Source organism: Nocardia sp. CDC160 (assembly GCF_035818795.1).
Lineage (GTDB): Bacteria > Actinomycetota > Actinomycetes > Mycobacteriales > Mycobacteriaceae > Nocardia.
Genome location: NZ_JAYKYT010000005.1, coordinates 387,717 through 409,557, shown reverse-complemented (window position 1 = coordinate 409,557; position 21,841 = coordinate 387,717). Strand labels below are relative to the sequence as shown.

Here is a 21,841-nt window from a genome sequence, read left to right as displayed (position 1 = left end):
CGTGTCAGCGTGGAGACATGGTGTCACACAGCGCAATGGCGCGCTATCCCCGCCGCGAACCGGTGCCGCTCGGGCCGGAGTCGTTGACCTGGAAGACCTTCGGCTCGCTGTACTTCCTGCCCAGCGCCCTGTTCGTCGGCATGGTGCAGAACATGCATCCGGGGCTGGGTGCGGGCGTGGAATTCCATTCCGAGATCCAGGACGAGTTCTATCAGCGGATTCTGCGGTCGCTGTATCCCATCTACGGCGTGGTGTTCGACGGTGATCGCGCCGAACGGACCGCGCGCGAGATCGTCGGATATCACCGCGATATCAAGGGCGTCGACGGGCGGGGCCGCCGGTATCACGCGCTCGACCCCGGCACCTTCTACTGGGCGCACGCGGTGTTCTTCGTGCAGAACCTGCGCGCCGCCGACCTGTTCATGGGTGGTCTGAGCGAGGTCGAGCGCGAACAACTCTGGCGCGAGCATTATCAGTGGTACGAGCTATACGGCATGAGCATGCGGGTGGTGCCGACGAGTTGGCCGGAGTTCCAGGTGTATTGGCGCACCATGTGCCGCGACATCCTGGAACCCACCAAGGCGGCGTGGGATGTCTTCCGCCAGGTCGACACGGTCCCGGTGCCGCCGTTCCCGATCGTGCGCAGGCTGCCCGAACCATTGTGGGAGTACCTGCTTCGCCCCGCCGGTGCGCACTTCTACAAATTCGTCACCATCGGCCTGTGCGATCCGGAAATCCGCGCCACCATGGGTTTTCCCTGGTCCGCCCGCGACCAGCGCCGCTTCGAGCGCCTCTGCCGCACCTTGTCGGCCATGAACGCGGTCACGCCGGACGCTCTCAAATACTTCTTCCCGCGCATTCACGCCGCCCGCCGTCGCGTCGCCGGTAAACGCCCGGCCCGGCTGGCCCCACCCGAAGCACCCGAAATGCTGTGGCCCGCGCCCGAACACCGCGCCGAGGGCAAGCACTACTGCCCGGTCCACGCCGACCGCGGCACCGACTCGATCACCAGATTCCGCCAGCTGACAGGTTTTTGACGCCATGACCCACGGACTCGAAACCGGCACGCACCCCTACGATTACTACTACCGTCCCGGCTTGCCGCTGCGCCCGCCACCGCCCCGCGCCGTGCCCTCGGACCTGTGGTTCGAACCGCGAAAAGCCATGCTGGGACCGTGGATCGACGTCCGCCGCGAGCCGGTCGACACCCCGCGCACGCGACTCATGGCCGACCATCTCTGGCAGGGCGACGAGCCGATGGACGCCCTGGTCGCCGCCTTCGGTCGACTCGGTTCCGCGGGCGGCCGCCGCATGCTGAATCAGGCCCTCGCGCACGGCATCGACAGCCTCGACGATCCGCTGCCCGAACTGGTGAATCTCTTCGCCCGCCTGGACAATCCGCCGGACTGGTACGACCCGGACCTGTGGGAATACGGTCGTCAACTCTGGATCAACGTGTCCCTCGCCGGGAAAATGGCCATGGGCGTGCAAGACTTCATGGGAACATTCGTCGGCGCGGAAGTCGCCTCCGCCGTGGGGCAGACGGGGCGATTCGTCAAGGATCCCTACCGGCGCGGCCTCGAATCCTCGGTCTGGTTCCGCAGTGTCACCGCACCCCGGGCGCTGGAGCGGAGCAACCCGATCTTCCACGACACCATCCGCGTTCGGCTCATGCACGCTCAGGTCCGTGCCATGCTGCGGCGTACCTGGGGCGATGAGCATTTCGCTCAGCATGGCAACCCCATCTCCAATGCGACGACCATGGGCGCGGCCGTCACCTTCGGCATCTCGCCGATCTGCTTCGACCATGTGCACGGACGCCGTTGCACCACACGGCAACTCGACGCCGTCATGCACTACTGGTCCTATATCGCCTACGTTTTCGGTGTGGCCGAGGAACTCATCCCGCATTCGGCGGCCGAAGGCATGGAACAGGCCGATTACATGGTCGCGACCGCGGGCGTGGCCCCGCAGTGGACCGCGAACATGGCCGGTGCCGCCACCCGCCGGTTCACCGACACCACGCTGGCAGGACGACTCCAAATAGCCGCCACCGCACCGCTCTTGGGTGCCCTCGCCTACTACAGCAGTGAGCCGCTGGTCCGGACTCTCACGGCCGACACGCCCCTGCGCTCGGTGCCTCTACGCCCATTCGCCCGACTGGTCGGCCTGGCCGCGAATACCGAGGTCCGCGTCCGCGCCCTCGACGACCACCTCCCCGGTGCCCGCTCCCGCATGACCCGGCGTGCCCGCCATATCGACCCGATGTGGGACCGCAACACCCGCGTGGCCCGGTATCTGGCAGCCCGGGTCGGCATTCGCGGCACGCCTTTCGACCACCACGACACGTCCGCCTGCCCGATCTGAGCGCTCACCCCTGCGTGGCGACAATGCTCAAGTACACGACCATCAGCGTGAACAGGAACCAGCCCACGCCCTGCCAGATCGGCCAGGCCCGACCATCCCGCCACGCCCGAAACGCGATCACCAGCGCGGTGATTCCACCGACGAGCAGAATCCCACCGGGCACCAGCCCCACCATCACCCGGGAGGTGGCGTCGCACAGCATCGCGGCATCCAGGCACCGCGGCCGCGAGGACGCCCACACGACGACGGCGACCCCACCGATCACGGCTGCCCCGAGCACGGCCAGCACATACCGAGTGGCGTGCCGCAACATCGACGGATCGTTCCACCGCTTCTCGACGTCGTTCACCATGTGCCACACCTCCTCGTTTGGGGCATACCCGCCGAACCGACCGATATCACCATGATCGTCCCCGCCCCAACCCCTCGCCACGCCGAACGAAGCACCTGGTCGGGCGCGTCGGCGGGGGAGTCGTCGGCCGCCAGCTCGGGAGATCAGGCGGCGTCGGCGGCGAGCCCGATACCGAGGCCGACCAGAACGGCGGCCAGTGCTCGCTCGATGCGGCGGCGAATTCCGGTGCGGCGCAGCCACTCACCGGCGCGATCCGCGGCCAGCACCACGCCCACACACCAGGCCGTGTCGATGACCAGTTGGATCGCGGCCAGGATCAGGACCGTCGGTAGCACCGGGCCGCTTCCGGGTAGGAATTGCGGCAGGATCGTGAGCCCGAACACCGCCGCCTTGGGGTTGGCGGCAATGGAGACCAGGGAGGCCCGGAACGCGGCGGCCGGGGTGCGACCGCCCGGCAGCGCGGAGGTGAGCGCCGCACCGAAGGCGTCCTCACCGCGCGCCCCACGCCAGGCTTGAATTCCCAACCAGATCAACACGAATGCGCCCAGCACATGAATGCCGATATCGAGAATCCGATTGGCGACCAGCAGCGCCGACAGCCCCGCCCCGCCCGCCAAGGTCCACCCGAACACCCCGATCTCATTCCCCGCCACCGCCGCCAACCCGGCCGCCCGCCCATCCCGCACCGCACGCTGTAGGAACAGCGCGGTGGCAGGACCCGGAATCGCGGCCAACACCAGGCACGCGAGCGTGAACGCGGGCAAAACCTCAATCCAATGCGGCATACCGCCGATGCTGTCACGCCCCCAACCACCCTGCCCAGCGAAATTCCCCCCGCCCCCCAACTTCGCACCCCTAATCCGCGCGTCCCCATGACACGCCGTGCGGCCGCGGGTAGGGGGCAGCCCCGAAGCACCTAGGCGACTCGGTGGCGCGGGCCCGTTCACTCTCCGACCTCTCGCGCTCATTGCGGCCGTGGCCCAGGGCGAGAATCAGGCTTGGGCCGCAGCGACGTAGTCCACTCCGCCGACATAGATCGTGTGGCCGAGAGGTTCGGTGGAGGTGGTGGCGTCGGCGACGGCGGTGGCGAATTCCTCGACGGTGGGTAGGTCGCCGTGGTCGCGGCGGGCGGTGACGGCGTCCGGATCGCGGCGTTCGAGGAGGCGGACGATAATGGTGCCGTCGATCATGTCGCCGGAAACGACGGTGAAACCGATTCCGCGGGTGGCGAATTCGTCGGTCATGGCGCGCAGCGCGTCCTCGCCCGCGCGCTTGCTCGCGGCGATGGTCTCGTAGCCGGGCGGGACCTCACGGGTGGGGGAGAAGTGGGCCTGGTGGCTGGTGACGAACACCAGGTGCCCGCCGACCGGGAGATGCGGCAGGGCCAGCCGGGCCAGCCGGGTCTGGGCGTCGCGATTGAGCAGCATGGCGTAATCCGGCGCGGCGTCGCGTTCGAGCCCGCCGGAGGCATTGAGCACCAGCACATCCAGCCGCCCGAACTCGGCGATCACCGACTCGATGAGGCCGCGCGCACTGTCCGGGTCGGAGATGTCCGCACCCGCGACCGAGGCACTGCCACCCGTCGCGATGATCTCCGCGGCCACGGTTTCCGCGCGTTTGCGCTTCTCCCGGTAGTTGATCACCACATGGTCGCCGCGCGCCGCCAGCAACCGCGCGGTTTCCGCGCCGATGCCCCGGGATGCGCCGGTGATCAGCACGATTCGCCGCTGCCAGCCTGGCTCGCCGCTGTCTCCCACCACTGCCATACCGCTACCTCCGGCCCGATCGAGTGCTTCTGATTTAGAATCACTATGGTGGTTCGAAATGAGAAGCGCAAGCCAGCCCCCGCCCGCGAACAGCCGCGCCGATGCCTCGGCCACACCCCTGCTCGCCGCCATGGACCTGCTCGGTCAGCGCTGGATGCTCCGTATCATCTGGGAACTCGAACCCGGCCCGCTCGGCTTCCTGGAACTGCGCCGCCGCATGGGCAATTGCTCCTCGAGCATGCTCTCGGTGCGCCTCCAACGCCTGTCCGAGGCCGCGGTGCTGGAAAAGAAGCCCGACAAGTCCTACGAATTGACCACCGCCGGAAGACAATTGGCCGAAGCCCTGCAACCGGTCTGGAATTGGTCCGAACGCTGGGCACCCAACTTCGCACACGCCGCCGACACCGACGAGGTCTCCTGACGGTCGCGGCGCGCTGTCGGTAGATGACGAGGCCGAACCGCCGTCGCTCTCCGCGTAGGCCGGTGCGTTGGAGGCGGATTCAGGCCGCGTCGCCGGAGCCGGTGATGCCGCGGCGGACCTCGCCCGCGGTGTGTTCGATGCGCAAGGTGTCGCGGCTGCGGGAGGAATGGAGCTGCCAGGGCACGCTGGTCACCATGACGCCGGGCTCGAACAGCAATCGCGCCTTCAGGCGAAGTGAACTCTGGTTGTGCAGCAGGTTTTCCCACCAGCGTCCGACCACGTACTCGGGGATGAAGACGCTCACCACGTCGCGCGGCCGTGACTTGCGTTGGCGCTTGATCTCTTCCAGCACCGGCCGGGTGATCTCGCGGTACGGCGATTCGATGACCTTGAGCGGAATCTCGATGTGGTACCGCTCCCAGTCGCGGGCGAGCTCGCGGGTATCGGCGTCGTCCACGTTCACCGTCACCGCGGTCAGCGTGTCCGGCCGGGTAGCACGCGCGAACTGCAGCGCCCGCTGGGTTGCCTTGTGCCAGCCCGAGACCAGCACCAGCGCATGCACCCGCCCCGGCAGCGTCTCCAAATCGTCCGGGTCGATGGCCAATTCGCTGCGCACCGACGAGTAGTGCCGGTGGATCAGCCACATGATCGCCACCAGAATCGGAATGGCGATGACCACCAGGTACGCGCCGTGGGTGAACTTGGTGATCATGACGACCACCAGCACCACCCCGGTGAAACACGCGCCGAAGGCATTGATGAAGCGCGCCCGGTGAATCCGCAGCCGATCCTTGGTTCCCTCGGCCCTGCGCAGCTCCAGATTCCAATGCCGCACCATGCCCGTCTGGCACAGCGTGAACGAGGTGAACACGCCCAGGATGTAGAGCTGAATCAACCGCGTGGTGGAGCCATTGAACGCGTAGATGAGCGATCCGGCCACCGCCGCCAGCAGGATGATGCCGTTGGAGAAGGCCAGCCGGTCGCCGCGCGTGTGCAGCTGCCGGGGCATGTACCGACGCTGCGCGAGAATCGAATTCAACAGCGGGAACCCGTTGTAGGCGGTGTTGGCGGCCAGGATGAGGATCAGCGCCGTGGTCACCATCAGGTAGTAGAAGGCGATGCTGTGCCCGCCGAACACCGCCGCCGAGATCTGGGCGATGACGGTCTTCTGCGCGTCGGTCTGGCAGTTGCCCTCGAATCCGATGAGGTCGCAGGCGTTCTCGACCACCCGGGTCTTGGTGATCATGGCCAGCGCCGTCACCCCGGAGAACATGGCGATGGCGATGACACCCATGGCCGTCATGGTGCGGGCGGCATTGAGCGCTTTCGGCTTCCGGAACGCGGGCACCCCGTTGGAGATCGCCTCCGCACCGGTCAGCGCGGTACAACCGGACGAGAAGGCCCGCAGCAGCAGAAAGGCCACGCCCGCCGTCGACAGCCCGACCTGTTCGGCGTGAATCTCGTAATGCGCGCTCTCGGCGACCGGCGTATGCCCGAGCAGCGTCTGCCCCAGCCCGACCGCGATGAGCACGAACACTCCGAGAATGAACCCGTAGGTCGGAATCGCGAACGCCCGCCCCGATTCCCGCACCCCGCGCAGATTCATGGCGGTCAGGAACACGATGAATCCGATATTGATGGCCACCCGATACGGATTCAGATCCGGCACCGCGGAAATGATGTTGTCCACGCCCGCCGCGACCGAGACCGCCACGGTCATGACGTAGTCGACCAGCAGTGCCGCGGCCACCACCAGCCCGGGCAGCGCCCCGAGATTCTCCGCGACCACCTCGTAGGACCCGCCCCCGGACGGATACGCCTGTACCACCTGCCGATACGACAGCGCCACCACGGCCAGCAGCACCACGACCCCGCCCGCCACGATCGGCGTCAAATGCAGGTACGCCAGCCCGCCCAGGGTGAGGATGAGCAGGATCTCCTGCGTCGCGTACGCCACCGACGACAAGGGGTCACTGGCGAAAATGGGCAGCGCCAGCCGTTTGGGCAGCAATGTCTCGCCGAGCCGATCGCTGCGAAACGGGCGTCCCAGAACGAGGCGTTTGGCTACGTCGATCGGTGAAACCACGCTCGGAGCCTAGGTGCGAAATCCGTATGAATCCGAACCCCATGCCGTATGGATTTCGTAAAGATGCCAAAAGGTTCTGCGCTTCTTCTTGCGCCTTCGAAGACTTGTGCGGTTGACCCAACAACCACCTAGACTGTCTGGGACGTGAACAAGATTTGTGGAGAGGTGACACGATGGGAGACCGGACGGTCGTCGCCGACGTGGCCGATGAATTGGCGCGCCGCGTGGCATCCGGGGAGTACGAGCCCGGTGGTCTGATGCCGTCCGTCCGCCAGGTCGCCGACGAATTCGACCTCAATCGCGCGACGGCGCAATTGATTCTGGGTCGACTGGAGTCCTACGGCTTCGTGGACGCCTACCGCGGCAAGGGCTTCGTCATCCGTGATGTGCGTGCCGAGGGCGGGGTGGATGTGTACCGGCGGCTGTTCCGGCTGTCCATGCCGGATCCGGAACTCGCCGCGGAGATGTTCGGCCATATCGTCGAGGAGGAGCGCGGCATCGCGCTCGAGGCCCTGCTGGCCTACACCGGCAGCGAGCGCACCCTCGACCCGGCCGAATTCAAGGACGCGATCGACGAGCTGGAAACCCTCGCGCGCAGCGCGGAACCGGATCCGCGTCGGATGCTCGCCATCGAACTCGGGCTGCTGCGCCGACTGTTGACCGCGCTCGGCCACTCGGTGCAGCGCGCGGTGCTCAACTCCATCGGCGAGATGGTCCTCGAGGTGCCGGAGGCGGTGGAGGCGTACTTCGCGGTCTCGCCCGATCTGCACGTGCTGGTGTGGCGGGCGCTGGTCGCGGTCTGGGAATCCGACGGCGGTCCGAGTCAGGCGCAGTTGGCGCTGTTCGAGGATCTGTTCGGCATGTACCACCGAAAGGTGGTGGCGCGCTTCGAGGAATTGGTGGGCGCGGCCGATGGGGAGGCCGACGAGGTGGCCGGGCACGCGGCGACCGCCTGACCAGTTCGAAGGCTGCCCGACCAGTTCAAATCAGACGGGTCGGTTTCGTCTCAGACAACCCCTCTGGACAGAAATTCACGACCCGATCACCGCGTTCATGATGGTCCCCGCGCTGGTCGCGACGATCCCGCCGATGAGCGCGCCCGCCACCTGCTTCGGCGCCTGCACCGGTCCGCCGCTCCACTTCTCCCAGGCAAAGCGGCCACCGGCGTAGGTGATGGCCAGGATCCCCGAGAGCAGGACGAACCAGGTGAAATAGCGGACCAGCCGGAGTAGTTTGTCGGCGACCGGGGGCGTCTCCGGTGTCGGGTTGAAAACCTGCGCGTGCTGAATCTGTGTCAGCAGTTCGTGGGTGGCAGTAAGAATCATCTCGGCGCTCTTCCACGTGTCGGCTCTTCTCCATCCGGAGTACCCGCCACACCGCTTGGCGCGCAAGAGGCTTGGGGCCCCGTGGGGGCGTCGCGCAAGACTCCTTACGCGCGGCACGCGAACGCAACCTTGCGCTCGACGCGCCTGTCAGTCCACGTCGTTGTCCGCCGACAGATACGCCACCGCGGCCAGATACTGGCGGCAGGCGAAGTGCTGATCGTGGGCGCGAAGGATGCTGCGGGCCTGGCGATAGGTGAGCGAGCGCGGCTCGACGGCGCAGTCGCCGCTGTCTGCCGCGGTCTCGGTGGAACGGACGAGCATCTGTGTCATTGGATGCCTCTGGCCGATGGGGGTGGATGGTGCACCGAGTTTAGGGTTCCGGCTCGTGCAGATGCAAGTACATCTGCACGCTCGCATACGGTGTCGGACGGCCGATTGCTGGTGTCGAATAGGACATTTCGCCGTCACGTGACTTATCGGGCCGATGGTTCGGGGCCAATCGGGCGAAGAGGACCGACGGGCCGGAATTGTCTGGAAACCTTCGCAACTTCGCTTGGCGTTTGCGTCTTCCAAGATCAAATGTGTTGCGTTGCAAAGGATGTGCCAGCTCCGAGCCATCGATAGCGGGCAATCTGCGTGCTATCGTCGTGCTTGCGGTTGCAACTGTAAGTACACCTGATCGAACATTTGCAAGTACTGGGACCACCGTCTGCGGGCGGTACTGGCAAGGAGTCGGAAATGACGGACATCGCGGCAATCCCTTTCGATCGCTCTAATCTGTTGTGGCGCAAGAGCACGTTCAGCAATCCCAGCGGAAACTGCGTGGAGCTGGCCCCCCTCGCCGACGGGCAGGTGGCGGTGCGCAACTCGCGGGACCCGGAGGGCTCGCTGATCGTCTACACGCGGCCGGAGATCGATGCCTTCCTGCGCGGCGCGAAGAGCGGAGAATTCGACGACCTCGCGCGCTGAGCGGTAGCATTGGCAATCGGCGCGGTGGTTCGCGACAGACGGTTGTGAGTCCACTGACGGCAAACCCGAGCATCGGAGTGGACCCCATGATCGCAGAATCGTTTGCCCACGATCGGGCGGATTCCGCTGTCGCCGAACGTGGCCCGACTGCACTGCGCATCGCGGTCGGCAGCCAGCTACGGAAGCTGAGGGAACTCAGCGGCATTACGAGGGAAGCCGCGGGTGAACACATCCGCGGGTCCCATGCCAAGATCAGTCGCCTGGAACTCGGGCGAACCGGCTTCAAGGAACGTGACGTCCGGGATCTGTTGTCGCTGTACGGCGTTAGGGAACCGGGCGAGGTCGAGCAGTTCCTCGAACTGGTTCGCAAGGCGAACCAACCGGGATGGTGGCATCGCTACAGCGATCTGCTGCCACCCTGGTTCGAAACCTATCTCGGTCTCGAGCACGCGGCGAAATCCATTCGCACCTATGAGGGGCAACTGGTTCCGGGGTTGCTGCAAACCCCCGACTATGCCCGCTCGATCGTTGCCCTCGGGCACGACTCGGATGGAGAGCGCCGCGTCTCGCTGCGCCGACGTCGCCAGGAGCTACTCACTCGCGACGACGCGCCCAGCTTCTGGGCCGTCCTCGACGAGGCGGTGTTGCATCGCCCCGTGGGCGGGCCGGGCGTCTTACGCGGTCAGATCGAGCATCTCATCGAGATGTCCAAGCGGCCGAACGTCACCATCCAGTTGCTGCCGTACGCGGCGGGAGGGCATGCGGCAGCGGGCAGTTCGTTCACCATGCTGCGCTTCGCCGAGCCCGAACTCCCGGACATCGTGTACCTGGAGCAGCTGACGAGCGCGCTGTATCTGGATCGTCGCCAGGATCTGGAGCTCTACCGCCAGGTCATGGATCAGCTGAGCGTCCAGGCGGAGCCGCCGGAGCGGTCCCGCAAAGAGCTGGCGAGGATTGCTGCGGACCTCGACTGAGGTCCGCGGGCTGAGCCCCTCGTGGGTTCGACCGGTCCCCGCGTGGGTTCGGCGCCACTCCCCGAACATGGATAAGGGGCCCCTCTCGGGGCCCCTATCAGCGTGCCGCCCAACCGGACGAGTCGGCCTGCGGCACGGCCGGATTCGGTGTTACTGCCGGATGAAACTGGAGGCGATGCGCCAGAACGCCTCCGGTTGCATGCTGTGCAGATCCCAGTCGTTCACCATGGCGTGCGCCGTGGTGACGATCCGCTCGATGTCGAAATCGTACCGAGTGGCCGCTCCAGTGGATTCGACCTGGCGGATGACGAAAGCGGTTGCCGTCTCACGGGAATAGGTTTGCTCCGGCTGACTTCTGTCGGCAAACCCGAGTCGGCTGAGGTTGATTGGCTGGTTCATTCGAACGCCCCTGACGCCAGGCCGACGGCTAACCGTGGGCGAAGAATCGCCGGTGATTCACCGCTCGGCTCTCTGGTTGTCCCCTATTAGTGGTGCCTTGCACGACGAGTCTATGACCGTGCATTGCGCAGATGCAAGTACATCTGCAACATCGAATTCCCAGCACCGGGGCCGTTTTTGGGATGCTATGAGTTTGCGAAACGAGGGTTGGCAAAAGGTTGCAATCGGCCCGAGCGGGGCTGTCTAGGTAGTTCCGATCGAAAGTTCCGGGGCGACCGGACTGTTCCCCTTTATCCAGGAATTTGCGGAAGATCAAACACGCCCGAAACGGAGATCAAATACCTCGTGGTCCGGTGTCGGCCGCGTCCCGCCACTTGGCCGCCTTGACCCGGCGATGCTCGATGATCATGAGCCCGATTCCGAAACGCAGACACAGCACACTCGCGATCGCGCACAGGCCGCTCCAGGTCGGTGAGCCGTAACCGACGGCGGTCAAAGTCAAAGCGATCGCGACGATTCCGGCGGCGGCCAGAATCGGGCCGGGTAGATTGCGGGTGTCAGCGCAGGCATTCGGAACGACAGGCATCATCGCGGTCCCTTTCTCCGGGGAATGCGGAACGGGGGATTCCAGAACTCGCGTAACGGTTGGGTACCCGAGCGGGTTTCGCGCGAATCACACTGCTGTAGAGCCGTGTTCACAACGGCCGTCAGTGATGCCCAGATCGTCCAGGAGGCCGAGAAACGCGCGGGCATAGGGTGAGGCCGCGGTTTCGGTCCGAACGCGCTCCCAATCGACCTGTACGCGCAATTCCCGTGCGATGTGCAGCAGCCGGGTGAAATCCAGCCGGTGCGGGTCGGCGATGGTGAGCTCGTCCACCAGGAAGTCGGCGACGGTGACCACCGGTGCGGCCTCAGTGCCGATGGGCAGTCGCTCGGCGCGGGCGAGCAGCTCGTCGGTGACGGGGCGGTAGTTGGGCCGGAACACCAGATCGACGCGAATGTCGTGGTCGTAGAGCGTGGTCCGCTCGGCGTCGGCGATCGGCAGCGGCGGCCGCAGCCCGGCCGCCTCCAGCGCGCTCAGCCCGCGCGCCAGATCGGCGGGCCGCACCAGCACATCGACCTCGGAGTGCACCTCGGCGGCCGGGCCGCCGCGCGCGTACATGGCGTAGTCGCCGGTGAGCGCGCAGGGAATCTCGTTGTCCTGCAGGACCTGCACGGTGCGGGTGACGGTGTCGAGGAGGCGGTCGATGGTGCGGACCATACCGATGGCGTACCCGAGGGCGCGTCGGCTAACCCCGGGCTTGTCCAGCGGGGTCACGGTCCGGCCAGCGGACCCTGCATTGAAACGGGTTTCAGCGGTGTGTTAGCTCTGGAAACAGTGGATTGATCAACCAGAGTGGACGGAGTCGGTGCCGTGGTGGCAGTACCCGCGTATTTCGACGAGGTGGACGGCGGCTTCTACCCGACCCCCTTCGCGGCCAGTCAGTGGTCCTCGGCCCAGGTGGTCGGCCCGGCGCTGACCGGACTGCTGGCCCGCGAGCTCGAACGCGCGCACGCCACCGACGGCTTCGTCCCGGTGCGGCTCACCGTGGACCTGTTCAGCGCGGCCCGCTTCGTCCACACCACCACCCCGACCGTGCGGGTGCGCGACGGCAAGCGGATTCGCGTCGCGGACGTGAGCGTGGTCCAGGACGGCCGCGTGGCCGCGCGGGCCTCGGCGGTGCTGCTGCAGCCCGCGCAGCAGCCGCCGGGTGAGCTCTGGCGGCGCGAGCGCGAGCCGCAGCCGCCGTCGCTGGAACTCGCCCCGCCCTCGCCGCTGCCGCAGGTGCCGCTGTTCAACAGCGATGAGAACTCCCCGGTCTGGAGTTCGGTGCCCACCGAGCACGAGAACAACCACCGGAAGCGCACCTGGCAGAACCCGATCCGCGTGATCACCGGCGAGGAGCTGACCCCGTTCGTCCGGGTGGCGGTGGTGGCCGAGGCGACCAGCATGATGACCAACTGGGGCGACAAGGGCATCGGCTTCATCAATACCGATATGACGCTGGGTTTGTCGCGCCTGCCCGAGGGCACCGAGATCGGGGTCGAGGCCGACAGCCACTTCAGCGAGCACGGCATGGCCGTGGGCGTGGCCACCCTGTTTGACCGGACCGGATCCTTCGGCAGCTGCATGGTGACCTCGGTATCGAATGCCGGGCGGCAGATCAGCAATGCCCAACTCGACATGGTGATGCGTCAACGGCGGTGAAACCCACCGTCGGAGCACGGATCGGGTCTCGATGTGGCGTCGAACCGCCGTGTCTCCCGGACGGAACCGGTCGGTCGTCGTAGGCTCGGCCCGCGAGAGATCAGGAGTTACCCGAACCGCCGACTGATGATCTGTGGGGGTGTTGTGCTGCGTTGCCTGCGAAATATCGCCGGTGCCTTGATGATCGGATGCTGTGCGATCATCGGTTTCGGGGCCGCACCGGCGTTCGCGCAGCCACCCGCCGACATCTCGGGACAGCTTCCGCCCGCGCCGCCGGGCTTCTCGCTCGCCGACATCCAGCGCTGGCTCGACGAGCTGATTCCGGCGCCGCCGCTCCCGCCCGCCCCGGCCGACTCGCCCCTGGTCGACACCGTGGACCTGCCAGCGCCATTGGCCGCGCTGCGCTCGGCATCCATGCCCGCGGCCATCGGTGACTCCTTCGTCGACGACTGGCCCGACCGGCTCGAGGGCTACGACCTCGGCGGTGTCGTCGCCGTCCGCGATGTGAGCGCCACGGCCGCACTGCCGTTGATCGTGCCGGTGCGGCAGGTGCTGCAACTGAAGTACCGCACCAACGACTCCCACGACGCACCCTCCTACGGCATTGCCACCCTGGTGCTGCCGCCGGGCAATTGGACCGGACCGGGGAAGCGGCCGGTGGTGGTGAACAATCTGCCCATCGACGCGCTGGGCCGCGACTGCAACCCGAGTTACACCATGGCGCACGGCTTTTCGCGGGCCGCCAACTTCACCGGGTACATCCTGCCCACCACCCAGCTGGCGCTGCTGCGCGGGTACGCGGTCCTCATCACCGACCACGAGGGTCCGCGCATGGCCTACGCCGACCCGCTGGTGGCCGGGCACCTCGTCCTGGACGCCATTCGCGCGGTGCGCTATCAGCTGCCGGATGAGTTGCGGGACAGCAGGTTCGGCATGATCGGCTATTCCGGCGGGGCCATCGCCACCAATGGCGCGGTCAAGCTGATGAGCGAGTACGCGCCCGAGCTGTCCGACGTCGTGGTCGGCGCGGCCATGGGCGGGGTGCCCGCGGATTTCAGCCTGCTGGCGCACAGCATGAACGCCAATCTGGCCTCGGGAGTGTTCCTGGGCGCGGTCTTCGGCATCGGCCGCGAGCGGCCCGAGATCCTGGCCCGCATGAACCATGCCGCGCAGTGGGCGGCGGTCTCGAAACTCAACAGCCAGTGCGGCGAGGTGTTCGCGATTCCGGGCCTGTTGCAGCTGCCCATCGATCTGGCGGCCAATATCCCCGACCCGCTCAATAGCGATCTGGCCAAGGAGATCTACCGGGTCACCCGCATGGACGGCAAGAAATCGCCGGTGCCGCTGTACATCTTCAACGGCGAGCAGGAATTCTGGGTCCCCGCCATCGGGGCCAAGAACCTCTACCGGGAACAGTGCTCGCTGGGCGTGAAAGCGGTGTACCGCAGCGTCTTCGGCGAACACTTCATCGCCGCCTTCACCGGCTACCCCGAATCCCTCGCCTGGCTCGACCAGCGCCTACAGGGCGTGCCCGCGCCCAACGAATGCTGAACGCGGGCAACCGGTTCCGTCTGCCCGCAGAAGGGAATCCAAGGAAGCCCCTCTGTGCGGGAAGGGGATTCGAGGAAGCCCCTTTGCTCGTGGAAGGGGTTTCAGGGGAAGCCCCTGAGAGCCCGAGAGCTGGTTAGATCGGGAAGAGGTTGTGCTTGCGCGGGTTGTGCTTGCGCACGGCGTTCTTGTCGCGCAGCAGGCGCAGCGCCTTGCGAATCTCCAGCCGCGTGCTGGACGGCTCGATCACCCCGTCGATGTAGCCGCGCTCGGCCGCCACCCACGGGTTGTCGATGAGCGCGTTGTAGAAGTCCACCATCTGCTGGCGGACCTCCGCGCGCTTCTCGGGCGGGGTCGCGGCGAGGGTCTTCTTGCCGGTGACGGTCACCATGCCCTCCGCGCCGATGACCGCGATGCGGGCGGTCGGCCAGGCGAAGTTGATGTCGACGCCGAGCTCCTTGCAGCCCATGACCGCGTAGCCGCCGCCGTACGCCTTGCGGGTCACGATGGTGACGATCGGGACCGTCGCCTCGATGAGCGCGCGGAACATGCGCCCGCCGCGCTTGATGACCCCGTTGCGCTCCTCCTCGAGGCCCGGCAGCACGCCGGGGGTGTCGACGACATAGACGAGCGGGATATTGAACGCGTCGCAGAGGCGGATGAAGTACGCGCCCTTGTCCGAGCAGGCCGCGTCCAGCGCCCCGCCCAGCACCATCGGCTGGTTGGCGATGACACCGACCGGCCGACCGTCCACGCGGGCGAAGCCGGTGATGAGGTTCTGCGCGGCCGCTTCCTGGATCTCGAAGAACGCGCCGTCGTCGAAGATGCGCAGCAGCACCTCGTGCATGTCGTAGCCCTGCCGATCGGAATCCGGGATGATCCGGTCCAATTCGCGATCGGAGTCGGTGATTTCGGGCTCGAGGCCAGGGTTCACGATCGGCGGCTGTTCGAGGCAGCTGCTGGGCAGGTAGCTGAGGTACTCGCGGGCCCATTCGAGGGCCTCGCGCTCGCTCTTGGCCACGTGATGCAGCAGGCCGTTGCGGGCCTGCACGGCCGCGCCGCCGAGCTCCTCGGCGCTGATGTCCTCACCGGTAATGCCCTTGATGACGTCGGGGCCGGTGACGAACATGTACGAGTCGTCGGTGGCGACCAGCACGTCCATGTTCACGGGCCCGTACACCGAGCCCGCCGCGCACTTGCCGAACATGACCGCGACCATCGGCACGTACCCCGACAGGTCCTCCTGCAGGCGGCACATGGTGGCGTACCAGGCCAGCGCGGTGACGCCCTCCTGAATGCGCGCGCCGCCGGAGTCGTTGATCACGACCACCGGGCACGCGTTCTTGTAGGCGAATTCCATGGCGATGCGGACGCGACGGCCGAAGGTCTCACCGACCGAACCGCCCTGCACACCGGAATCGTGGGAGATCACCACGACCGGGCGGCCGTCGATGCGGCCGTGACCGGTGACCACGCCGTCGCCATAGAGGGCGTTGGGCTGACCGGGTGAGCGCATCAGCGCGCCCAATTCGATGAAGCTGTTCGGGTCCAACAGCATGTTCACCCGTTCTCGGGCGCTGGCGACGCCTTTGGCGAGTCGCTTCTGGATGCCCTTCTCGCCGGTGGGTTCTTCGGCGATCTCCAGAAGCTTGCGCAGTTCCGCCAGCTTTTCCGCTGTACCCGTCATTACCTCGGTCTTGCCTTTCCGCCAACATCAGGTCGGGCTCGATCGCGCCCGCGTCGAGCCGGGTCGCGGCTCGACCGCCCACGGTACCGTGCGTGTCCGGTTCCGAACCACCGAACGCCCGGGTAACCTGCCCCCGCCCGCGCGGGGTGAATGGTCGCTTACCTCGGGATGTCTTGTCCGCTCGCCCGCGGCGCGGGCGCTCGACCCTCCATCGTGGAAATAGCGGCCCGCGTTTCTGGTGACCCCCGCGCGGTTTTTCGCGACCCTCGGGGCCGCCCGTGACGCGGAGGTAAGCACAGTCAGCGATACACTGCGGCCCGTGAGCTCACCTATGACAGTGCGAGCGGGGACGCCCGAGGTGATCCGGCCCGACCTCGACACCTTCGGGTTCTCCGAGTGGCGGCGGACCGCCATCGTGGGTGCGGTACTGGGCGGTTCGGTCGTGAGCAGCGTGGTGCGCGGCGGGCTGCGCCCGTCCAAGCGCAAGCGCGCCGCGGCCGAGGGCGTGGTGAACGGTTTCGAGGCGCTGGGCCCGATGTTCGTGAAGCTGGGTCAGCTCATCGCCTCCTCGCCGGGCGCGTTCCCGCGGGAACTCGCCGACGCCTGCCTGCGCTGCCTCGACGACGTGCCGCCCTTCCCGGCCGCGGACGCGCGCGCCATCATCGAGGCCGATCTGGGCAAGCCGATCTCGGAGCTGTTCCGGGAGTTCGACGACGAGCCGCTCTCGGCCGCCTCCATCGCGCAGGTGCACGCGTGCGTGCTGGCCGACGGCCGCCCCGCGGTGGTGAAGGTGCAGCGGCCCGAGATCGCCCGGCGCATGATCGTGGATCTGCGCGCGGCCATGCGACTGGCCCGCACCCTCGAGAAGCGTTCGGAGAACGCCCGCGTCGCCAATGCCCAAGCGGTGGTGCGTGATCTGTACGAGGCGACCGTCGCCGAGCTGAACTTCCTCATCGAGGCCGACAATCAGAGCCGGGCCCGCGAGCACCTGGCGGCCTTCGGCGACAACACCAATGTGGCCGTGCCCGATGTGTATTGGGACTACTGCGCCCCGCGGGTGCTGTGCATGGAGCGCATGCGCGGCATGCCGCTGGACCGCTTCGACGATATCCGCGCCGCGCATCCGGAACCGGAGCTGCTCATTCGCCGTCTGGTCAAGGCGTGGATGGAATCCGTTGCGGTGCACGGTCTTTTCCACGGCGACGTGCACGCGGGCAACCTATGGTTGCTCGACGACGGCCGGGTGGCCATGCTCGATTTCGGCATTGTCGGGCGCATGGAGAACGAGTGGCGCGAGTTCGTCCGCGCGCTTTTCTACGCCAGCTCCATCGACAACGACTTCCGTCCGGTGGCCCGCGCGCTGCGCAAGCTGGACCTGGTCTCCGACGACAGCGGTGACGACGCCACCATCGGCCGCCAGCTCGCGGTCGCGCTGGGCCCGGTGCTTTCGGGCAGCCTCGACAAGCTCGACCTGGGCGTGGTCTCGGCCCGCCTGCTCGAATTCGGCAAGCGCCGCGGCGCGTCCGGGCCGCAGCAGCTGGTGCTGATGGGCAAGCAGCTCGGCTACTTCGAGCGCTACGCGGTGGCGCTGGCGCCCGGCTGGAAGCTCGGCCGCGACCTGTACCTGTTCCGCAATATCTTCCCCGCCGAGGTGGCCGCCAAGGCCGCGGCCGAGGGCGTCACCCTGCCCGTCGACTGAGCACAAAGCCTGAGAGAACGGCCAGGAAACCCTCAGGCTCCGACCAGATTCGCCCGGCACTGTTGAAGGAGAACAGTGTCGGGCGAATGTGTGAGGTGTGGAATGGTCGAATTGGACGTCACCGGTACCACCGTGACGGTGCATGTCACCGGGGCTCATCGCATTCTGGCGCTCCGCGAGCACGTGAGTTTCGATCTGTCGCAGGTCAAGCGCATTGCTCCGGCACCGGTGGATCTGCGCCCGCCGTGGGTGCGGGCGCCGGGCACGTTCTTCCCGGGTGTGATCGCCGCGGGCATCTTCCGGGGTAAGGGCCGCAAGGAGTTCTGGGATACGCGCTTCGACGGGCACGGCGTCCTGATCGACCTGGCGGGTTCGGATATCACCCGCCTGGTCGTGGATGTCTCGGATCCTCAGGCCGCACTGCGCGAATTATCGTCCGCTCTCGCGGCCTGAGTTTCACCGCTTCCGCTCTGGGAGTTAATGGTTCCGATTCTCACGGGGTCGGGCAGAGGAATCCGCCGCTGGGCGGCGGCACCGGGACGATCCTTTCGGGGGCGGGTGCTCCGCCACCGCCACCGCCGCCCGCCGGAGTGGGCGCGTGCGGCGACGCTCCGGGGGATGCGGGCGGCGCTCCGATTTCGCCGGAGCCCCATGCCGCGGAGGGGTTGAGGGTGAATACGGTGGCACAAACGAACACACCGACTAGCAGGCCGATGGCTTTCTTTCGTGTCATGCGATGACGGTACAACCGTCTCAATGAAATTCGTGGGATGCGCGTGTCGCCGGAATGTCGTGACCTGCTGATCAGGTGTACAACAGTGCGAATTCGCTTGTGAGACAAGAAAACTGATCGGTCGGAAAACAACGTTTCACATTATTGTGTTATGTACTGTGCCAGAGCACGTTTCGGTTACGAATGGGCGTGTCTGCGGGGTGTTTGTCCGATTTGGCCGTTGACTGCCGGTGAGAACTCGATCGGGAGGGAGCGGAATGGCTGCTGGACAGGGTTCCAGGATCGCCGTCGCAACGGCACTTACGCTGGGCGTTTGTGCCGCGGTGACCGCCGAGGCGCCGCTGGGCGCGGGTGCGGGACCGTGCGGCGCGGCACTGGGGGACTATCGCGGGGAATTCACCGCCGCCGAGGACTCCTCGAATGTGCTGAGTTTCGACGGCGCGGGCGGCATCGCCTTTCGCAGCCGCACGCTGGGTGCCGGTGAGGGCATTTACGCGACCATTCCGTCGGGCGGATTCACGGCCACGCTGCGCATGAGCAGCAGCGGCGTCGACAGCGCTCGGCCGGACAATGCGACCTCGATGGTGAAGAGTGTGACTTTCGCCTGCCCGGCCCCGGGGACGCAGGTCGCGACTTTCAATTCCCTGGATCAGAGCAGTAGGCGTTTCAACTTCATTCGATCGAAGTGAAAGCCCGTGTCCGCTGGGGGACACGGGCTTTCGAGATCAGTCGTGCAGCGATCGGAAGACGCTGTAAAGCGCCGCCTTGTCCTCGAATCCGATACCTGGCATGTCCGACAATCGAATTCGGCTGTGCTCGATGACGGCATGGTCGGCGAAGCCGCCGGTGGGCTGGAATTCACCGGGATAGGATTCATTGCCGCCCAGGTGCAATGCCGCGGCGATGTGCAGCGCGAACTGGTGCCCGCCGTGCGGGATGCAGCGCCGCGCGGACCACCCCTGCTGCCGCAGGATGTCGTGGATGCGCAGGTACTCCACCAGGCCGTACCCGAGCACCGGGTCGAATTGCAGGATGTCGCGGTCCGGTCGCATGCCCGCGTAGCGCAGCAGATTGCGCGCGTCCTGGCGTGAGAAGAGGTTCTCGCCGGTGGCCAGCGGGCCCGGGTAGCGCTCGGCGAGGGTGGCGTGCAGTGCGAAATCCAGTGGGTCGCCGGGCTCTTCGTACCAGCGCAGCCGGTACGGCGCGAGCGCGCGCCCGTAGTCGAGCGCGGTCTCGAGGTCGAAGCGGCCATTGGCGTCCACGGCCAGGCGCGAGCCGTCACCGCCGAGAACGTCCAGCACCGCCTCGACGCGTTTGAGATCCTCGGCCAGATCCGCGCCGCCGATCTTCATCTTGACCACGTCGTACCCCTGATCGAGAAACGCGCGCATCTCGTCCTGGAGTTGAATCAGGCCCTTGCCGGGGCAGTAATAGCCGCCCGCGGCGTAGACGAAGACGTCCTCGTCGGGCTCGCCGAGGTCGTAGTGCCGCGACAGCCAGCGGTACAGCGGGAGCCCGGCCAGCTTGGCGGCCAGATCGTGCAGCGCCATGTCCACGACGCCGACCGCGACCGAGCGTTCGCCGTGCCCGCCCGGCTTCTCGTTGCGGGTCATGACGTCCCAGGCCTTGACCGGATCGATCGCGAGCCCGTCGGCGGTGAGCAGGAGCTCGGGGTCGGCGGCCAGCAGGCGGGGGATGACGCGGCGGCGCAGGATCTCCCCGGCGCTGTAGCGGCCATTGGAGTTGAAGCCGTAGCCGACGACGGGCTGGCCGTCGCGGACGACATCGCTGACGACGGCGACGATCGAGCAGTCCATGGCGCTGAAGTCGATGAAGGCATTGCTCATCGACGAGCTGATGGGGACGGTGCCTTCGTGAATGGCGAGAATGCGGGGCACGGGGGTCTCCTCAGAGTTGTTCCGATTGGGGGACAGGGGTTTTGGCGGGCCGCATACCGATCTCGCGGGCCGCGACGCCGCGATCGAGCCCGTCGGGTTCGAAGCGCGCCACCACGACGGTGGCCACGGCATTGCCGAGCACATTGGTGGCGGCGCGAGCCATGGACAGGAAGCGATCCACCGAAAGCACCAGGGCCAGACCGGCAATGGGCACCAGGCTGGTGGCGGCGACGGTATTGGCGAGGGTGATGAACGCCGAACCCGACACTCCCGCAGTCCCTTTCGACAACAGCAGGAAGATCGCGAACAGGGTGAGCTGGTCGGCCCCGGTCATGGGGACGCCGTAGACCTGACCGATGAAGATCACGCAGATGGGCACGACCACGGCCACGCCGTCGAGGTTGAAGGAGAATCCGGCGGGGACGACCAGACCGATCACCTTGCGGCGGCAGCCGACGGTTTCCAGGCGCTCCATGAGCTGGGGGAGTACCGCCTCCGAGGACGCGGTGCCCAGCACCACGAGCAGCTCCCGGCGCAGCACCCGGATCAGCCGCAGCAGCCGGAACCCCGCCAGTCGGGCCACGATGCCGAGCACCAGCAGAATGAACACCACCAGCGCCAGAATCGAAACCAGCACCAGTTTGACCAGGGCCGTGAGGGTTTGGGGCCCGTACTTGCCGACGGTGGACGCCACTGCCCCGAAGGTGCCGATCGGGGCCAGCAACATGATGAGCGCGATCATCTTGAAGAAGACGGTGCTCAGCATCGTGCAGCCCCGGGTGATCGGTTCGGAGATCGTCTTCGGCAATGCCAGCAGGGTGACGGCGAACAACACCGCGAAGATCAACACCTGCAAAATGCCACCGGTCGCGAACGCGCCGACGGCATTGCTGGGCACCAGCTTCGACAGAAACGAGCTCAGCGAGGTGTTGTGCTGGTCAGCGCTGATATAGCTGGAGAGCTGATCGGACGCGTGCTTCGGCTTGGGCACCCCGGCCCCGGGATGCAGCAGGTTCACCACGGCCAGCCCGAGCAGCATCCCGATCGTGGTGACGATCTCGAAGTAGATCAACGCCTTCAAAGCCACGCGCCCAACGGATTTCAACTCACCCGCGGTCACGATCCCGGTGACGATGACCAGAAAGACAATCGGCGCAATAACCAACTGCACCAGCGAGATGAATACATTCGCCAGCGGCTGCAGCCCCGCCGCGTAATGCGGCGCGACAATGCCGAACACAGCGGCGGCGATGGCCGCGAGGAGAACCTGGAGGCTGGTGCTGGAAATCAGTCGACGCCAGCGAGGTTTCGGCGGAGCCTGTCCGGCGGCGGGCAGACTCGCGGTGCCGAGGGTGTCCATAACACTCGC

The 21,841-nt window shown here is 66.6% G+C and carries 24 protein-coding genes; 11 read left to right on the top strand and 13 right to left on the bottom strand.

The features are described 5' to 3' along the window. The first annotated feature begins 17 nt into the window (after positions 1 to 17). Positions 18 to 1,037, top strand: coding sequence for an oxygenase MpaB family protein (locus VMT40_RS29620; RefSeq protein WP_326362274.1), 1,020 nt, complete (start codon positions 18 to 20; stop codon positions 1,035 to 1,037). A gap of 4 nt (positions 1,038 to 1,041) precedes the next feature. After that, positions 1,042 to 2,367, top strand: coding sequence for an oxygenase MpaB family protein (locus VMT40_RS29615; RefSeq protein WP_326362273.1), 1,326 nt, complete (start codon positions 1,042 to 1,044; stop codon positions 2,365 to 2,367). Between the two features lie 4 nt (positions 2,368 to 2,371). On the opposite strand, the gene VMT40_RS29610 is transcribed toward VMT40_RS29615, so the two are convergent. The 3 genes from VMT40_RS29610 to VMT40_RS29600 all read right to left on the bottom strand — a co-directional run bounded on the left by VMT40_RS29610 (position 2,372) and on the right by VMT40_RS29600 (position 4,485). Further along, entirely contained in the window at positions 2,372 to 2,719 is a 348-nt protein-coding gene (locus VMT40_RS29610; RefSeq protein WP_326362272.1) for a hypothetical protein, read from the bottom strand. A 143-nt stretch (positions 2,720 to 2,862) separates the two neighbouring features. Further along, positions 2,863 to 3,504, bottom strand: coding sequence for a LysE family translocator (locus tag VMT40_RS29605; RefSeq protein ID WP_326362271.1), 642 nt, complete (start codon positions 3,502 to 3,504; stop codon positions 2,863 to 2,865). A gap of 207 nt (positions 3,505 to 3,711) precedes the next feature. Next, positions 3,712 to 4,485 carry an SDR family oxidoreductase gene (locus VMT40_RS29600; protein WP_326362270.1) on the bottom strand — a complete coding sequence of 258 codons (774 nt, stop codon included), beginning with the start codon at positions 4,483 to 4,485 and terminating at the stop codon, positions 3,712 to 3,714. A 58-nt stretch (positions 4,486 to 4,543) separates the two neighbouring features. On the opposite strand from VMT40_RS29600, the gene VMT40_RS29595 reads away from it, so the two are divergent. Beyond that, positions 4,544 to 4,906: a winged helix-turn-helix transcriptional regulator gene (locus VMT40_RS29595; protein WP_326362269.1), complete on the top strand. Its 363-nt coding sequence runs from the start codon at positions 4,544 to 4,546 to the stop codon at positions 4,904 to 4,906. A 79-nt stretch (positions 4,907 to 4,985) separates the two neighbouring features. On the opposite strand, the gene VMT40_RS29590 is transcribed toward VMT40_RS29595, so the two are convergent. Continuing rightward, positions 4,986 to 6,992 carry an APC family permease gene (locus tag VMT40_RS29590; RefSeq protein WP_326362268.1) on the bottom strand — a complete coding sequence of 669 codons (2,007 nt, stop codon included), beginning with the start codon at positions 6,990 to 6,992 and terminating at the stop codon, positions 4,986 to 4,988. A gap of 173 nt (positions 6,993 to 7,165) precedes the next feature. Between VMT40_RS29590 and VMT40_RS29585 the strand changes: the two genes are divergently transcribed. Beyond that, positions 7,166 to 7,948 carry a GntR family transcriptional regulator gene (locus VMT40_RS29585; protein ID WP_326362266.1) on the top strand — a complete coding sequence of 261 codons (783 nt, stop codon included), beginning with the start codon at positions 7,166 to 7,168 and terminating at the stop codon, positions 7,946 to 7,948. Between the two features lie 75 nt (positions 7,949 to 8,023). Here VMT40_RS29585 and VMT40_RS29580 read toward each other — a convergent pair whose 3' ends face one another. Together VMT40_RS29580 and VMT40_RS29575 are read right to left on the bottom strand one after the other, a co-directional pair. Further along, a complete protein-coding gene (locus VMT40_RS29580) occupies positions 8,024 to 8,317 on the bottom strand; it encodes a hypothetical protein (RefSeq protein ID WP_326312452.1) in 294 nt (97 codons plus the stop codon). Between the two features lie 147 nt (positions 8,318 to 8,464). Beyond that, positions 8,465 to 8,638, bottom strand: coding sequence for a hypothetical protein (locus VMT40_RS29575; protein WP_326362265.1), 174 nt, complete (start codon positions 8,636 to 8,638; stop codon positions 8,465 to 8,467). A 417-nt stretch (positions 8,639 to 9,055) separates the two neighbouring features. Here VMT40_RS29575 and VMT40_RS29570 point away from each other — a divergent pair, with 417 nt between their 5' ends. Both VMT40_RS29570 and VMT40_RS29565 read left to right on the top strand, forming a co-directional pair. Then, a complete protein-coding gene (locus tag VMT40_RS29570) occupies positions 9,056 to 9,286 on the top strand; it encodes a DUF397 domain-containing protein (protein WP_326312455.1) in 231 nt (76 codons plus the stop codon). 86 nt (positions 9,287 to 9,372) lie between these two features. Further along, the gene (locus VMT40_RS29565; protein WP_326362264.1) at positions 9,373 to 10,260 is read left to right on the top strand and encodes a helix-turn-helix domain-containing protein; all 888 of its coding nucleotides are present in this window, start codon (positions 9,373 to 9,375) and stop codon (positions 10,258 to 10,260) included. A 150-nt stretch (positions 10,261 to 10,410) separates the two neighbouring features. Here VMT40_RS29565 and VMT40_RS29560 read toward each other — a convergent pair whose 3' ends face one another. The 3 genes from VMT40_RS29560 to VMT40_RS29550 all read right to left on the bottom strand — a co-directional run bounded on the left by VMT40_RS29560 (position 10,411) and on the right by VMT40_RS29550 (position 11,920). Beyond that, the gene (locus VMT40_RS29560) at positions 10,411 to 10,659 is read right to left on the bottom strand and encodes a hypothetical protein (RefSeq protein ID WP_157390198.1); all 249 of its coding nucleotides are present in this window, start codon (positions 10,657 to 10,659) and stop codon (positions 10,411 to 10,413) included. Between the two features lie 334 nt (positions 10,660 to 10,993). Beyond that, positions 10,994 to 11,245 (bottom strand): hypothetical protein, encoded by a 252-nt coding sequence (locus VMT40_RS29555; RefSeq protein WP_326362263.1) that lies wholly within the window; start codon positions 11,243 to 11,245, stop codon positions 10,994 to 10,996. A gap of 87 nt (positions 11,246 to 11,332) precedes the next feature. After that, complete coding sequence (locus VMT40_RS29550; protein ID WP_326362262.1) at positions 11,333 to 11,920, bottom strand: hypothetical protein; 588 nt, start codon at positions 11,918 to 11,920, stop codon at positions 11,333 to 11,335. A 153-nt stretch (positions 11,921 to 12,073) separates the two neighbouring features. Here VMT40_RS29550 and VMT40_RS29545 point away from each other — a divergent pair, with 153 nt between their 5' ends. Both VMT40_RS29545 and VMT40_RS29540 read left to right on the top strand, forming a co-directional pair. Beyond that, a complete protein-coding gene (locus VMT40_RS29545) occupies positions 12,074 to 12,907 on the top strand; it encodes an acyl-CoA thioesterase domain-containing protein (RefSeq protein ID WP_326362261.1) in 834 nt (277 codons plus the stop codon). A 144-nt stretch (positions 12,908 to 13,051) separates the two neighbouring features. Beyond that, entirely contained in the window at positions 13,052 to 14,458 is a 1,407-nt protein-coding gene (locus tag VMT40_RS29540; protein ID WP_326362260.1) for a lipase family protein, read from the top strand. Positions 14,459 to 14,591: 133 nt separating this feature from the next. Here the strand turns inward: VMT40_RS29540 and VMT40_RS29535 are convergent, their stop codons facing one another. Further along, on the bottom strand, positions 14,592 to 16,142 hold the full coding sequence (locus VMT40_RS29535; protein ID WP_326362259.1) for an acyl-CoA carboxylase subunit beta: 1,551 nt from the start codon (positions 16,140 to 16,142) through the stop codon (positions 14,592 to 14,594). Between the two features lie 331 nt (positions 16,143 to 16,473). Here VMT40_RS29535 and VMT40_RS29530 point away from each other — a divergent pair, with 331 nt between their 5' ends. Continuing rightward, entirely contained in the window at positions 16,474 to 17,841 is a 1,368-nt protein-coding gene (locus VMT40_RS29530; protein WP_326362790.1) for an ABC1 kinase family protein, read from the top strand. 102 nt (positions 17,842 to 17,943) lie between these two features. Continuing rightward, positions 17,944 to 18,294 carry a hypothetical protein gene (locus VMT40_RS29525; RefSeq protein ID WP_326362258.1) on the top strand — a complete coding sequence of 117 codons (351 nt, stop codon included), beginning with the start codon at positions 17,944 to 17,946 and terminating at the stop codon, positions 18,292 to 18,294. A gap of 40 nt (positions 18,295 to 18,334) precedes the next feature. Here VMT40_RS29525 and VMT40_RS29520 read toward each other — a convergent pair whose 3' ends face one another. Further along, positions 18,335 to 18,574, bottom strand: coding sequence for a hypothetical protein (locus VMT40_RS29520; RefSeq protein WP_326362257.1), 240 nt, complete (start codon positions 18,572 to 18,574; stop codon positions 18,335 to 18,337). 257 nt (positions 18,575 to 18,831) lie between these two features. Here VMT40_RS29520 and VMT40_RS29515 point away from each other — a divergent pair, with 257 nt between their 5' ends. After that, entirely contained in the window at positions 18,832 to 19,263 is a 432-nt protein-coding gene (locus VMT40_RS29515) for a hypothetical protein (RefSeq protein ID WP_326362256.1), read from the top strand. A gap of 36 nt (positions 19,264 to 19,299) precedes the next feature. Here the strand turns inward: VMT40_RS29515 and VMT40_RS29510 are convergent, their stop codons facing one another. Both VMT40_RS29510 and VMT40_RS29505 read right to left on the bottom strand, forming a co-directional pair. After that, entirely contained in the window at positions 19,300 to 20,472 is a 1,173-nt protein-coding gene (locus VMT40_RS29510) for a mandelate racemase/muconate lactonizing enzyme family protein (RefSeq protein ID WP_326362255.1), read from the bottom strand. 10 nt (positions 20,473 to 20,482) lie between these two features. Next, positions 20,483 to 21,832: a cation:dicarboxylate symporter family transporter gene (locus VMT40_RS29505; RefSeq protein WP_326362254.1), complete on the bottom strand. Its 1,350-nt coding sequence runs from the start codon at positions 21,830 to 21,832 to the stop codon at positions 20,483 to 20,485. Positions 21,833 to 21,841: the final 9 nt, after the last annotated feature.

What these genes read in the sequence shown, in the direction of transcription:
- VMT40_RS29605 (WP_326362271.1), bottom strand. Translation starts at nt 3,504, where the DNA reads ATGCCGCATTGGATTGAGGTTTTGCCCGCGTTCACGCTCGCGTGCCTG.
- VMT40_RS29550 (WP_326362262.1), bottom strand. Translation starts at nt 11,920, where the DNA reads ATGGTCCGCACCATCGACCGCCTCCTCGACACCGTCACCCGCACCGTG.
- VMT40_RS29565 (WP_326362264.1), top strand. Translation starts at nt 9,373, where the DNA reads ATGATCGCAGAATCGTTTGCCCACGATCGGGCGGATTCCGCTGTCGCC.
- VMT40_RS29530 (WP_326362790.1), top strand. Translation starts at nt 16,474, where the DNA reads ATGACAGTGCGAGCGGGGACGCCCGAGGTGATCCGGCCCGACCTCGAC.
- VMT40_RS29610 (WP_326362272.1), bottom strand. Translation starts at nt 2,719, where the DNA reads ATGGTGAACGACGTCGAGAAGCGGTGGAACGATCCGTCGATGTTGCGG.
- VMT40_RS29505 (WP_326362254.1), bottom strand. Translation starts at nt 21,832, where the DNA reads ATGGACACCCTCGGCACCGCGAGTCTGCCCGCCGCCGGACAGGCTCCG.
- VMT40_RS29525 (WP_326362258.1), top strand. Translation starts at nt 17,944, where the DNA reads ATGGTCGAATTGGACGTCACCGGTACCACCGTGACGGTGCATGTCACC.
- VMT40_RS29560 (WP_157390198.1), bottom strand. Translation starts at nt 10,659, where the DNA reads ATGAACCAGCCAATCAACCTCAGCCGACTCGGGTTTGCCGACAGAAGT.
- VMT40_RS29520 (WP_326362257.1), bottom strand. Translation starts at nt 18,574, where the DNA reads ATGACACGAAAGAAAGCCATCGGCCTGCTAGTCGGTGTGTTCGTTTGT.
- VMT40_RS29620 (WP_326362274.1), top strand. Translation starts at nt 18, where the DNA reads ATGGTGTCACACAGCGCAATGGCGCGCTATCCCCGCCGCGAACCGGTG.
- VMT40_RS29595 (WP_326362269.1), top strand. Translation starts at nt 4,544, where the DNA reads ATGAGAAGCGCAAGCCAGCCCCCGCCCGCGAACAGCCGCGCCGATGCC.
- VMT40_RS29575 (WP_326362265.1), bottom strand. Translation starts at nt 8,638, where the DNA reads ATGCTCGTCCGTTCCACCGAGACCGCGGCAGACAGCGGCGACTGCGCC.
- VMT40_RS29570 (WP_326312455.1), top strand. Translation starts at nt 9,056, where the DNA reads ATGACGGACATCGCGGCAATCCCTTTCGATCGCTCTAATCTGTTGTGG.
- VMT40_RS29535 (WP_326362259.1), bottom strand. Translation starts at nt 16,142, where the DNA reads ATGACGGGTACAGCGGAAAAGCTGGCGGAACTGCGCAAGCTTCTGGAG.
- VMT40_RS29555 (WP_326362263.1), bottom strand. Translation starts at nt 11,245, where the DNA reads ATGCCTGTCGTTCCGAATGCCTGCGCTGACACCCGCAATCTACCCGGC.
- VMT40_RS29580 (WP_326312452.1), bottom strand. Translation starts at nt 8,317, where the DNA reads ATGATTCTTACTGCCACCCACGAACTGCTGACACAGATTCAGCACGCG.
- VMT40_RS29600 (WP_326362270.1), bottom strand. Translation starts at nt 4,485, where the DNA reads ATGGCAGTGGTGGGAGACAGCGGCGAGCCAGGCTGGCAGCGGCGAATC.
- VMT40_RS29585 (WP_326362266.1), top strand. Translation starts at nt 7,166, where the DNA reads ATGGGAGACCGGACGGTCGTCGCCGACGTGGCCGATGAATTGGCGCGC.
- VMT40_RS29515 (WP_326362256.1), top strand. Translation starts at nt 18,832, where the DNA reads ATGGCTGCTGGACAGGGTTCCAGGATCGCCGTCGCAACGGCACTTACG.
- VMT40_RS29615 (WP_326362273.1), top strand. Translation starts at nt 1,042, where the DNA reads ATGACCCACGGACTCGAAACCGGCACGCACCCCTACGATTACTACTAC.